9 protein-coding genes are annotated in these 12,767 nt (G+C 65.9%); 7 read left to right on the forward strand and 2 right to left on the reverse strand.

Going from position 1 to position 12,767, the window contains the following annotated elements; translation table 11 throughout:
- From ACE3TU_RS12155 to ACE3TU_RS12175, 5 genes are all read left to right on the forward strand, one after another.
- Positions 1–2,179 (forward strand): valine--tRNA ligase (locus ACE3TU_RS12155; protein WP_374624502.1); only part of this gene is annotated, 2,179 nt, incomplete at its 5' end.
- A gap of 11 nt (positions 2,180–2,190) precedes the next feature.
- Positions 2,191–3,192 carry a CorA family divalent cation transporter gene (locus ACE3TU_RS12160; RefSeq protein WP_374624504.1) on the forward strand — a complete coding sequence of 334 codons (1,002 nt, stop codon included), beginning with the start codon at positions 2,191–2,193 and terminating at the stop codon, positions 3,190–3,192.
- A gap of 335 nt (positions 3,193–3,527) precedes the next feature.
- Entirely contained in the window at positions 3,528–4,370 is an 843-nt protein-coding gene (locus tag ACE3TU_RS12165; protein ID WP_374624506.1) for a tetratricopeptide repeat protein, read from the forward strand.
- A 67-nt stretch (positions 4,371–4,437) separates the two neighbouring features.
- Entirely contained in the window at positions 4,438–4,626 is a 189-nt protein-coding gene (locus ACE3TU_RS12170) for a hypothetical protein (RefSeq protein ID WP_374624508.1), read from the forward strand.
- Positions 4,627–5,850: 1,224 nt separating this feature from the next.
- A complete protein-coding gene (locus ACE3TU_RS12175; protein WP_374624510.1) occupies positions 5,851–6,153 on the forward strand; it encodes a GIY-YIG nuclease family protein in 303 nt (100 codons plus the stop codon).
- Positions 6,154–6,678: 525 nt separating this feature from the next.
- On the opposite strand, the gene ACE3TU_RS12180 is transcribed toward ACE3TU_RS12175, so the two are convergent.
- Both ACE3TU_RS12180 and ACE3TU_RS12185 read right to left on the reverse strand, forming a co-directional pair.
- The gene (locus tag ACE3TU_RS12180; protein ID WP_374624512.1) at positions 6,679–7,431 is read right to left on the reverse strand and encodes a hypothetical protein; all 753 of its coding nucleotides are present in this window, start codon (positions 7,429–7,431) and stop codon (positions 6,679–6,681) included.
- 141 nt (positions 7,432–7,572) lie between these two features.
- The gene (locus ACE3TU_RS12185) at positions 7,573–11,265 is read right to left on the reverse strand and encodes a vitamin B12-dependent ribonucleotide reductase (RefSeq protein ID WP_374624514.1); all 3,693 of its coding nucleotides are present in this window, start codon (positions 11,263–11,265) and stop codon (positions 7,573–7,575) included.
- A gap of 677 nt (positions 11,266–11,942) precedes the next feature.
- On the opposite strand from ACE3TU_RS12185, the gene ACE3TU_RS12190 reads away from it, so the two are divergent.
- The gene (locus tag ACE3TU_RS12190) at positions 11,943–12,380 is read left to right on the forward strand and encodes an NADH:ubiquinone oxidoreductase subunit NDUFA12 (RefSeq protein WP_374624516.1); all 438 of its coding nucleotides are present in this window, start codon (positions 11,943–11,945) and stop codon (positions 12,378–12,380) included.
- 117 nt (positions 12,381–12,497) lie between these two features.
- The coding region (locus ACE3TU_RS12195; RefSeq protein ID WP_374624518.1) for a DUF2155 domain-containing protein at positions 12,498–12,767 on the forward strand (270 nt) is incomplete at its 3' end.

Genomic DNA, 12,767 nt, shown 5'->3' on the forward strand with positions numbered 1-12,767 from the left:
GACCATGCTGGGTGACGTGGCCGTGGCCGTGCATCCGGACGACGAGCGCTACCGGCACCTGGTCGGCCGGCAGGTGATCCTGCCGATCGTCGGCCGGCGCATCCCGATCATTGCCGACGAATACGCCGATCCCGAACTCGGCTCGGGCGCGGTCAAGATCACGCCTGCGCACGACTTCAACGACTTCGAGGTCGGGGCGCGGCACGGGCTGAAACCGATCAACATCTTCACCACCACGGCCAGGCTGAACACCAACGCGCCGGCCGCCTATCGCGGCCTTGATCGCTTCGAGGCGCGCGACAAGGTGCTCGCCGAACTCGAGGCCATGGGCGTTCTCGTCTGGATCGAGGACAAGAAGATCATGGTCCCCTATGACGAGAAGAGCAAGCAGATCGTCATCGAGCCCTACCTGACCGACCAGTGGTTCGTGCGCGCCGATGTGCTCGCCGAGCCGGCGCTCGCGTCCGTGCGCGAAGGCCGCACCCGTTTCGTGCCCAAGGCCTACGAGAACACCTATTTTGCGTGGATGGAGAACATCAAGCCGTGGTGCATCTCGCGCCAGCTCTGGTGGGGCCATCAGATTCCGGCCTGGTACGGACCGCGCCTGAACACGGATCCGGACTTCAACAACGGGGCAGCCGGGCCGAAGTGCTTCGTGGCCGGCAGCGAGGAAGAGGCCCTTGCCCAGGCCATGGCCTACTACGGCCGCAAGATCGAGGTCTACTCCGGCGGGCTCAACTCCATCGACTACGTCAAGGCCTACAACGCCTTCGACACCACGCAGCGGGACAGGCTGAACGCCCAGACCTGGGCCATCCGCAAGCAGAAGGACCCGTTCGCCGAGATCGCCGACTCCAAAGTGCCGCTGCATCGCGACGAAGATGTGCTGGACACGTGGTTCTCGTCGGCCCTCTGGCCGTTTTCGACTCTGGGCTGGCCGGAAAAGACTCCGGAACTGGCCAGATACTACCCCACCCACGTCCTCGTGACCGGGTTCGACATCATCTTCTTCTGGGTAGCCCGCATGATGATGATGGGACTCGAGTTCACCGGCACCGAGCCCTTCCATACCGTCTACATGCATGCCCTGGTCCGCGACGAGAAGGGCCAGAAGATGAGCAAGACCAAGGGGAACGTCATCGATCCCCTCAAGCTCATCGACGAGTACGGCGCTGATGCCACCCGCTTCACCCTGGCTGCCATGGCGGCACAGGGCCGCGACATGCGCCTCGCCATGAGCCGCGTCGAGGGCTATCGCAACTTCGTCACCAAGCTCTGGAACGCGGCGCGCTTTCTAGAGATGAACGGCTGCATCCGGCTCACCGGTTTCAGCCCGCGCAATAACCGGCTGGCGGTCAACCGCTGGATCGTCGGCGCCACCGCGCGTGCCGTCGAAGCGGTGACCGCGGCGCTGGACGAGTTCAAGTTCAACGAGGCGGCGAACGCCGCCTATGACTTCGTCTGGGGCACCTATTGCGACTGGTACCTCGAGCTGGCCAAGCCGATCTTTTCCGGCGAGGACGCCTCGGCGCGCTCGGAGACGCAGGCAACCGCGGCCTTTGTCCTCGACCAGATCCTCAAGCTCCTGCACCCCTTCATGCCCTTCGTCACCGAGGAGCTGTGGGCCGAGACCGGCAAGGTCGGGCCCCGACGCGAGAGGCTGCTGATCCTGTCGGAATGGCCCAACCTCAAGGGCATGCACGACGAGGAGGCCGAGGCCGAACTCGACTGGCTGGTCGCGCTCGTTTCCGGCATCCGATCGGTGCGCCAGGAGATGAACGTGCCCGCCGGAGCCAAGGTGCGCCTGCTGGTCGTCGGGGCAGGCGAACTCACGGGCACGCGGGTCGAGGCGCACCTGTCGGCGCTGACCCGGCTCGCGCGTCTAGAGAGCGTGGACTACAGCGACGATGCGCCGCGCGACTCCGCGCAGATGATCCTCGGCGAGGCGTTGTTCGTGCTGCCGCTCGCCGGCGTCATCGATCTCGAAGCCGAGCGTGCCCGGCTGACCCGCGACGTCGCCAGGCTGGACGATGAAATCGACAAGATCGACAGGAAGCTCGGCAACGCCCAGTTCGTCGCCAAGGCGCCGGAAGAGGTGATCGAGGAGCAGCGGCAGCGTCGGGTCGAGGCGGTCGATCGCCGCAACCGGATTGCCGAGGCGCTGGCACGGCTGAGCTGACGGGGGCGGTCTTGGGTGAATCTCAGCCGGCCAGCAACCAGCGTCCGCCCGTCAAGGACTGGCTCACCATCGTGCAGTTCGATGGCCGTGGCGGGGTGCGCAAGCTCACCGAGGCAGAGGAGCTCGAGTACACGCAGCAGCCCAAGGGGTTCGCGCTCGTTGCCGGCAACTCCCGCGCCCCTGAATTCAAGGTGTGGCTGAAGAAGGAACTGGGCGACTTCAACGCCGACCTGATCACCGTGCCCTCGACCCGCAGCCGCTGCACCGTGTTCGAGGACAAGGCGCTCGTCGTGCTGCGCGTGGCGCGTCCGGGCGCCGAGCCGGAGGATGTCGGGCGGCAGCTGCTCAGCCTGTGGCTGGAGAAGGGACGCGTCATCATCGCGTCCGAGCTCAATATCGTCGAGTTCCTCGGCATCTCGCAGTGGCAGCAGACGCATCACGCGCCGCTCACTCCTGCCGATCTGGTGGCGCGGCTGGCGCTGCGCGCCGCCGATCGGATGGAGCCTCTGATCGAGCGCATGGGGGATAGCCTCGATACCATCGAGGAGGGGCTGATGCTCTCCCGCGGCAGCGATTCCCGCTCCAGGCTGGCGCATCTGAGGCGGACCCTGATCAGCCTGCGGCGGCTGATCTGGCCGCAGCGCGACGTGCTCTCCACCCTCGAGATCGAGGAACTGCCGCTGCTCAGCAACCGCGATCGCGTCCGCCTGCGCGAGGCGGCGGGCCGCACCGCCCGGCTCGGCGACGAGTTGCAGGCCCTGTCCGAACGTGCCGTGCTGGTGCACGAGCAGATCCTCGATACCCGCGCCGAGCAGATGAACCAGACCATGCTGGTGCTGGCTGCCGTCACCGTGGTGCTGATGCCGCTCACGGTGATCAGCGGCATTCTGGGAATGAACGTCGCCGGCATCCCCTTCGCCGACAACCCCTTTGCCTTCTGGGCCGTCACCGCCGGACTGGCCGTTCTGGGGGGCGCTCTGTTCTTCTGGATGCGCAGCCGGAAGTGGCTCTAGCCGCGTCGTCCTCGCCTGCGGCCGGGGGATCCTGAACGGCAGATGAATCGGCTGTGACGATTCTGCAACATCCATTTCGAATCCCGCCACGTCACCCGGACGATCAACCTTTTGCTGACGAGCCCCGCCACATTCTGACCCTAAAAGGAGCAGAGGACGAACCAAGGCGATGCGGCATCAGGTGCGGGTGATTACCCGGACACGGTGATCGGGATCGCCGGTGAGCCCCGCCGATATGCTGGATAGCGTTGCCTCATGCGGGGGGCAGCGACAGGAGCCTGCGGACGGCTTTCGGGACGAGGACGTGGTTGGTGGACAGGGTGTCGACAAGCTCGGTGCGTAACGGTTTTGCAGCGGTGCGGGCCGCCGCGGCGGTTCTGGCAATAGTGTTCTCCGGCGCGGCCGCGCCGGGCCTGGCCCAGGTATCGGGGGTTCTGCCGGCCCTGCCGGCATCGCCCGAGACGGCGGCCGACGCGGCGCTGTTCATGGCGAACCAGCTGGATGGGGCCGGCGGCGGCATTTCCACCATGGACCAGATCGCCGCGCTCGAGGATGCCGCGCTGGCCGGCCAGCCGATGGCGCTCTACCAGCTCGGCCTGATGTACGAGGCGGGCGAGGGCGTCGAGCGGGACCCGGTCAAGGCCTTCGGCTACTTCAGCCAGATCGCCGACGAGCATGCCGACACGGCGCCGCGCGGGCTCGAGGCGGACATCGTGGCGCAGTCCTTCCTCAAGGTGGGCGAGTACTATCGCACCGGGCTGCCGGAAGCGGGCATCCCGAAGAACGAGGACTATTCCAACAAGCTCATCCTGCACGCCGCCTCCTATTTCGGCGATGCCGACGCCCAGTACCGGGTGGGCGAACTCTACCTCGATGATGCCGAACTCGGGGCCAGCCCGCTGCAGAGCGCCCGCTGGCTCAACCTCGCCGCCCGCAAGGGCCATGCCGGCGCGCAGGCCAAGCTCGGCAACATGCTGTTCAACGGCGAGGGCATCGCGCCCGACCAGATCGAAGGCCTGATGTGGCTGACGGTGGCGTCGCGCCGCGCCGTCGGCACCTCGGACGAGAGTTGGATCAACGACCTGCTCAACAACGCCATGTCGATCGCGTCGGCCGACCAGCGCAAGCAGGCGGTCGAGCGCGCCGACAGCCTCGGCACCCGCTTCGGCGGGCTGTAGCGGCCATTCAGCCGCGGTTCAGTCGATCGACGGCATGCTTGCCGGAGTTCCAGTTGGAGTTCCGGCCATGCGTCTCCCCATCATCCTGGCCCTCGCCGTCATCCTGCTGACGCCGGCCAACATCCGCGACATCGTGCACGATCTTTCCGCCACCGCCGGAGTGGCCGTGAGCGACTGGCTGCGCCCCGAACCGGTGCAGGTCGCAGCGGCGGCGTCTCCGGTGGCGGCGCCGACGGCTGGAGCAACGGTGAACTGATCGCCTGCTCGCTGGTTAGGGCAGCATCTCGGGATGGGCCCCGGCCTGCGCCGGGGTGACCCGGTGGGTGGGGAGGGCACGGAGCGAGCCCCAAGCTCGATGTCATCCCGGCGAAGGCCGGGACCCAGCGCTATCCGCACACTCGGTGCCTGGGGCGGCATCTCGGGATGGGCCCCGGCCTTCACCGGGGTGACCCGGTGGGTGGGGAGGGCACGGAGCGAGCCCCAAACGCGGTGTCATCCCGGCGAAGGCCGGGACCCAGCGCAATCCGCACGCTCTGTGGGTAGGGCCGCATCTCGGGATGGGCCCCGGCCTGCGCCGGGGTGACGGCGGTGGGTGGGGAGGGCACGAAGCGAGCCCCAAGCTCGATGTCATCCCGGCGAAGGCCGGGACCCAGCGCTATCCGCACGCTCGCTGGTGGGGCGGCATCTCGGGATGGGCCCCGGCCTCCGCCCGTGGGTGGCAGCCATCGGGGCAAATGGATGCATCCGGCGGCCGTCGGCCCCGGAGGATGTCAAAGAGCAAGGCGACGGACCGGCGAGGCGTTTGCCCCTCGCGGGTAGTCCGCAGGGTTAGTGAGGCTCACGCCTCGCCGGCCGGCCGGGAGTTCGTGGCTTGGCCTGAGCGGATATCGGGATCGTCCCCGGCGCCTCCGCCCGATCCCGGAACCGCATCCCCCGGGCCAGATCCACGGTGTGTCGCCACACCGGACGTTTCCGGGCAGGCCGTTCCCCCGCCCGAAGGCAGGTGGTCGTTGACCGGGGATGGTCTCCCGGCCGTGGCGGTTGTCGGCGGCGCGGCCCTCCGTCCCTGACACGGGGTGAGGGCCTACCGGCTCAGGTTTGGGCCCGGACCGGCACGACTGCCGACCCTCCCAACCTCCGCGGCACCGATCACTCGTCATGATCGCGCTTTCGAGTGCAGCGGACGAGGGGAGGATAGTGCCGGGCGAGGGAGGGGGGATAAGTTTGTTCTTCGATCCTTCGGTCGCTACCGGGAGGGCACCGAGCGTGCCCCAAGTTCGGAGTCATCCCGGCGGAGGCCGGGACCCAGCGCTATCCGCCCCCTCGGTGGGAGGGGCAGCATCTCGGGATGGGCCCCGGCCTGCGCCGGGGTGACCCGGTGCGTGGGGAGGGCGTGGAGCGTGCCCAAGCTCGAAGCGGGTGGGCAGAGTGTGTGCCGACAGACGGTGACAGCGTGCGGCCGCTGTGTTTGTCTAGCCGCATGGGACCCAAGACCTACATTGTCTATATCCTCGCAAGTCGGAGGAACGGCACGCTCTATACTGGCTTCACCGGCAACCCCGTCGCTCGCATCTGGCAGCACAAGAACGACTGGTTCGAGGGCTTCACCAAGAAGTACGGGGTGAAGCGGCTGGTCTGGTACGAGGTGCACGAGGACCCGGAGGCCGGAATCGTGCGCGAAAAGCGGATCAAGGAGTGGCAGCGCGCCTGGAAGATCAGGCTGATCGAGGAGCACAACCCGGACTGGCGCGACCTCTATGCGGAACTGACCGGGGAGGGGTGAGGGGGCGAGCTCCAAACTCGATGTCATCCCGGCGGAGGCCGGGACCCAGTGGTTTCAGCGCGCTCGGTGCGCGGGGAGGTATCTCGGGATGGGCCCCGGCCTTCGCCGGGGTGACCCGGTGGGTAGGGAGAGTTCGGAGCGTGCCCCAAACGCGGTGTCATACCGGCGGAGGCCTGCCCCAACCGCGATGTCATCCCGGCGAAGGCCGGGACCCAGTGCTCTCCGCACGCTCGGTGCGTGGGGCAGCATCTCGGGATGGGCCCCGGCCCTGCGCCGGGGCGACCCGGTGGGGGGAGGCACGGCGCGAACCCCGAACTCGATGTCATCCCGGCGAAGGCCGGGACCCAGTGCTCTCCGCACACTCGGTGGGTGGGGCAGCATTTCAGGATGGGCCCCGGCCTCCGCCGGGGTGACCCGGTGGGTGGGATGCAGAGAGCATCGAACCGTTCCCGAGGCACGGCTGTCGGTGCACAGACGGACCTGGCGGGTGGATGCGGGGGTGGCTGTGAGATGCCTAGCTCTTGGCTATGCGAGCATCACTGCTGCATCGAGTGCTGGGTCATTATTTTTGTGGAGGATGTAGCGATTTACCGTTTCCCAAGCGACTTGCATCGCCTTCTTCCGTTCTTCCCACGTTTGGTCCCTGTTTCGGCCATGCCTTTGATCATCTGCAGCAGATTTGAACGACAAGAATGCAGAACGGTCGATCTTTAGCGCCGTTCGCATAGATGCCCACTGAATACTTTCAGTGTCTCCCGGAAACGCGTTGCGGATCGCCTCGATTGCTAGTCGGCAATGCAATGCTGTAAAGTGAGGGTAGTGGATCGCGCAACGCAGTTCAAAAGCAGCGCGGGTAAAATGCATATCCTGTAGCATCTCGACCGGCACCGAATAGTTGTCCCCCTTACGTATAGTCCGAAACGTAAACAAGCCACTATCCTCGTCCAGTCGGTCGAATACATAGCCTTCGACCCCGAGTACCTCGCTGTAACCGTCGTCGATGCGTGTTATCGAATCGATCTCATAGGAAAGCCCAAATACCTGCTTGAAGCAGATTAGGTTTGTCACGTCGCCAAGCAAGCTAAACAGCAAGTTGCGAATGTCGGCGATAGACATGTTGTCTGGCGCATCGATCAGGACGAATATTCTTGACAGAACCAGCGAGATTCTGAACGTGAACGGTTTTCCGTCCCAGAGTATCATATCGCCCTGGACCGTTGGCAGGCTCAGGACAGTCCGCTCAGGAATAACGCGGCCCTCAGCGAGGTACTTCAGCATGTAGCACTGCGTTCAGCCCAATCTGCTCGCGTCAGTGTATTGCAGTCGCGTGCAAAAGGCTATTTTGTTGAAGACATCTGGCAACGCGTTGAGGGCCGACTGTTGGTCGAGCCCCCTGGTGATGAGCTGAGGAGGCCCCCCTCAGCTACACCCCGTCGTCGTGCCGCAGTCCTCGCACACCATGCAGTGGCCGCTCACCTTCATCCGCATCGAGTTGCAGTTGCTGCACTGGTCGCCCGTGTAGCCCTGCATCTGGGCCTGGGCGCGGAGCGCGTGGGGGTCGGTGCTGGGGGGCGGGGAGGGGATGGGGTGGAGTTCGGCGGCGTTGAGGGCCGTCGGCGAGGTTTCGACCTTCAGGGCGTTGGCGGTCTTGAGCGCCGTCACCGTGCTCGTCTGCATCGCCGCCACCGGGTTGTAGCCCTGCGCGGTGGTGAGGCCGCCGGGGACGAGCATCAGGTTCTGGTCCTTGACCTTGCCGCGCGTCATGCCGCGCGAGACGAGGTTCTGCGCCGGCACCGGGGCAGGGCGGGCGCCCTCGTCGGCCTTGCTGAGCGCGGTGGGGCTGTCCGGATGGACATGCGCCAAGTCCTCGCGGTCGAGATAGGAGACGGCGAGCTCGCGGAAGATGTAGTCGAGGATCGAGGTGGCGTTCTTGATGCGGTCATTGCCCATCACCATGCCGGCCGGCTCGAAGCGGGTGAAGGTGAAGGCCTCGACATACTCGTCGAGCGGCACGCCGTATTGCAGGCCGAGCGAGATCGAGATGGCGAAGTTGTTCATCATGGCGCGGAAGGCGGCGCCTTCCTTGTGCATGTCGATGAAGATCTCGCCCAGCCGCCCGTCGTCGAACTCGCCGGTGCGCAGGTACACCTTGTGGCCGCCGATATTGGCCTTCTGGGTGTAGCCCTTGCGCCGGTTCGGCAGCTTCTCGCGCTCGCGCGAGACCCGCTCGACGATGCGCTCGACGATCTTTTCGGTGACCTGCGGGACGCGCGCCATCTGGCTGGCGGCGACCAGCGTCTCGACCGCGTCGTCCTCCTCGTCCTCCTCGTCGGCGAGCAGCGCGGCGTTCAGCGGCTGGCTGAGCTTCGAACCGTCGCGGTAGAGCGCGTTGGCCTTGAGCGCCAGGCGCCAGCTCAGCATGTAGGCGTTCTTGGCATCCTCGACCGTCGCCTCGTTGGGCATGTTGATGGTCTTGGAAATGGCGCCCGAGATGAAGGGCTGCGCCGCGGCCATCATCAGGATGTGGCTGTCGACCGACAGGTAGCGCTTGCCGATCTTGCCGCACGGATTGGCGCAATCGAACACCGGCAGGTGCCCGGCCTTGAGGTGCGGCGCGCCCTCGAGGGTCATGGCGCCGCAGACGTGGATATTCGCGGCCTCGATGTCCTTCTTGGAGTAGCCGAGGAAGCTGAGGAGGTCGAAGCTCATGTCACCGAGCTGCGCGTCGGTGACCCCGAGCGACTTGAGGAAATCGGCGCCGAGCGTCCACTGGTTGAACACGAACTTGATGTCGAAGGCCGAGGCCATGCCCTTGTTGAGCGCCTCGATCTTGTCGTCGGTGAAGCCGCGGGCCCGCAGCGAGGCCGGGTTGATGCCGGGCGCCTGGTTGATGTTGCCGTGGCCGAGCGCATAGACCTCGATCTCGGCGATCTGCGCCGGGCTGTAGCCCAGCGTCGCAAGGGCGGGGGGAACGGCGCGGTTGATGATCTTGAAGTAGCCGCCGCCGGCCAGCTTCTTGAACTTGACCAGCGCGAAGTCGGGCTCGATGCCGGTGGTATCGCAATCCATCACGAGGCCGATCGTGCCGGTCGGGGCGATCACCGAGACCTGGGCGTTGCGATAGCCGTGCTTTTCGCCAAGCGCCAGCGCCTCGTCCCAGACCGCCCTGGCGCGGGTTGCGAGCTCGGCATCGCCGATATTGGCATGGTCCAGCGCCACCGGATCGATCGACAGGCCCTCATAGCCCGAGGTGAGCCCGTGGGCGGCCCGGCGATGGTTGCGAATGACGCGCAGCATGTGCTGGGCGTTGCGCTTGTAGTCGGCGAAAGGGCCCAGTTCCCTAGCCATCTGGGCCGAGGTGGCATAGGAGACGCCGGTCATCACCGCGGTGATGGCCCCGGCGATGGCGCGGCCCTGCGGCGAGTCGTAGGGGATGCCCGAGGTCATCAGCAGCCCGCCGATATTGGCGTAGCCGAGGCCCAGCGTGCGGTATTCGAAGCTCCGCTCGGCGATGGCCCGCGACGGGAACTGCGCCATCATCACCGAGATCTCGAGCACCACCGTCCACAGCCGGCAGGTGTGCTCGAAGGCGGCGACGTCGAAGCTCGAATCGGCGTTGCGATAGGGCAGCAGGTTGACCGAGGCGAGGTTGCAGGCCGTGTCGTCGAGGAACATGTATTCCGAGCACGGGTTCGATGCGACGATCGGGCCGGCGGCCGGGCTGGTGTGCCACTCGTTGATGGTGGTGTGGTACTGGATGCCCGGATCGGCGGAAGCCCACGCGGCATAGCCGATCTGCTCCCACAGCTCGCGCGCCTTCAGCGTCCGCGTCACCTTGCCGGAATTGCGGGCGGTCAGGTTCCAGGTGCCGTCGGTCTCGACAGCCTTAAGGAAATCGTCGGTGACGCGGACGGAATTGTTGGAGTTCTGGCCGGAGACGGTGAGGTAGGCCTCGCTGTCCCAGTCGGTGTCGTAGACCGGGAACTCCAGGTCGGTGTAGCCCTGCCGCGCGAACTGGATGACGCGGTAGATGTAGTTCTCCGGCACGAGGGCCTTCTTGGCGGCGCGGACCTCGCGCTTCAGCGCCGGGTTCTTGGCGACGTCGAAGCAGTCGTCGCCGGGGCCGGCGCAATTGACGCAGGCCTTCATGATCGCCTTGAGGGCCCGGGACACCACCTTGGAACCGGTGACGAGCGCGGCGACCTTCTGCTCCTCCTTCACCTTCCAGTTGATGTAGGTCTCGATGTCCGGGTGATCGATGTCGACCACCACCATCTTGGCGGCGCGCCGGGTCGTGCCGCCCGACTTGATCGCGCCCGCGGCGCGGTCGCCGATCTTGAGGAAACTCATCAGGCCCGACGACTTGCCGCCGCCGGACAGGCGCTCGCCCTCGCCGCGGAGCTTGGAGAAATTCGTGCCGGTGCCGGAGCCGTACTTGAACAGGCGCGCCTCGCGCACCCACAGGTCCATGATGCCGTTCTCGTTGACGAGATCGTCATTCACCGACTGGATGAAGCAGGCATGCGGCTGCGGGTGCTCGTAGGCGGACTTGCTCTGCACGAGCTTCTTGGTGAAGGGGTCGACGTAGAAATGCCCCTGGCCGGGACCGTCGATGCCATAGGCCCAGTGCAGGCCGGTGTTGAACCATTGCGGCGAATTGGGTGCGACGCGCTGCGTGGCCAGCATGAAGCAGAGCTCTTCATAGAAGGCGAGCGCATCCTCCTCGGCATCGAAATACTTGCCCTTCCAGCCCCAGTAGGTCCAGGTGCCGGCCAGCCGATGGAAGACCTGCCGGGAATCGGTCTCGGAGCCGAAGCGTGCGGCCTCGGGAAGCGCGGCGAGGGCCTTGTCGTCCGGCACCGAGCGCCAGAGCCAGGAGGGGACGTCGTTCTCCTCCACCTTCTTCAGCACGGTGGCGACGCCCGCCTTGCGGAAGTACTTCTGCGCGAGAATGTCGGAAGCGACCTGCGACCAGGTCGAGGGCACCTGCATGTCTTCGAGCTTGAAGACGACAGAGCCGTCGGGGTTGCGAATCTCGCTCGTGGCGGAGCGGAATTCGATCCCGTGATAGGCGCCTGCGTTGGCCCTGGTGTACCGACGTTCGATGCGCATTCGTTATTCAATCCCCAAGTTTCGCGGACAGCAATGCCCGCGCGCCGCACCATGGCGGCTTCCGCCTGTATGTTTGACGCTGTTCCAGCCGACCGCCGCGACGATCGAATGAGCCCCTTTGGCCTCGTGCACCGATCTGTCGCGGGCTGCGAATGCCGTTCATTGCGTGGTCCGACAGGAACGACGCAACCCGAAAATGGTTGGCCTTTCTCATCGAGTCGGTCAATGCCGCGACATACCGTCGAGACACAACCCATAGTGGCGCCGCGATCGCGTTACGCCTAAATCCAGTGTGTCATATGTGAATTGCGGGGAAAAGGCGGAAGTGCGATTCGTCGCTCGTCCTGGTCAATTTCGTCCTCCGGGGCTTGTTGGGCCACAGCCGGATTCGATCTTAAGCCCAAGCAAACTCGCCACTCTTGCGCCATGTTCGGACGGCACGCGAGGTTCAAGGACGGCGGCTAAGCGGCCGAGCGATTTTCGTGGGAAAGCTGTCAAGCGCATTATTTCTGTCACATCCGTGGTGTCGATAGGGAGCCCCGCGGCGCCCCTCGGCCCACCACATCTAGCGGTGCGGGGGCCCCGGTGTTTGGTGCTAGGCGCACACGCCCAACCCGTGGTAGAGGCATGCCAAGCGGCGGGGAACGACCCGCCGGCAAGGCGATGAGACGAACGGTATGGCAAGCGACGGTCGCGATTTCAGCTGGAAAGACTTCCTCCTCGAGATATTCGCCTGGTGGCGCGGCAATACCTGGGGTACCCGGCTCTGGGTGGCCCTTCACGGCGAGTATGTCGGCAGCGACGAAGCCGGCAACCGCTACTACCGGTCCAAGCCCGGCTCGGAGCCGGGGCCGAACGGCTACGAGCGCCGCATGGTGGTCTACGCTGGCGGCGTCGCGGAGGCCTCGGCCATTCCGCCCGGCTGGTATGGGTGGATGCACTACCGCACCGCAACGCCGCCGACGGAGCAGCGCTATTCGGCCCGGCCATGGCAGAAGCCACATCACCCCAATCTCACCGGGACGTCGGCGGCCTATCGGCCAGACGGCAGCCTGCTGGGCAAGGGCGAGCGGCCGCGTGTCACGGGCGACTATGATGCCTGGTCGCCCGAGTAGATCGGTGCAGGTCCTGCTGGCGCTCCCCTGCGTACCGGATCGCGTGGCTGGCACCGGGCGCCGTTCGCTCGGATGTGTCGCCGATCTCTTCCCCCGCCATTGTCGACGAGCAGTGCATTGACGGCATCCGTTCTCGCCCGGGTGGTGCTGCTCTCGGCCGCGCTGTGCTCCACGCCCGCACTTGCCGAGACCATCGCCAACCCCGTTGCCCAGTTCTCGGGCCTTGACAAGATCACCGGGCGGATCACGACCTTCGACGTCTATATCGACGAGACGGTTCAGTTCGGCGCCCTGCAGATCACGCCCCGTGCCTGCTACACCCGTCCCCCCACCGAGACGCAACGCACCAGCGTGTTCGTCGAGGTGGATCAGGTCAGCCTCAAGGGG

It is taken from the genome of Devosia sp. (genome assembly GCF_041917035.1).
Lineage (GTDB): Bacteria > Pseudomonadota > Alphaproteobacteria > Rhizobiales > Devosiaceae > Devosia_A.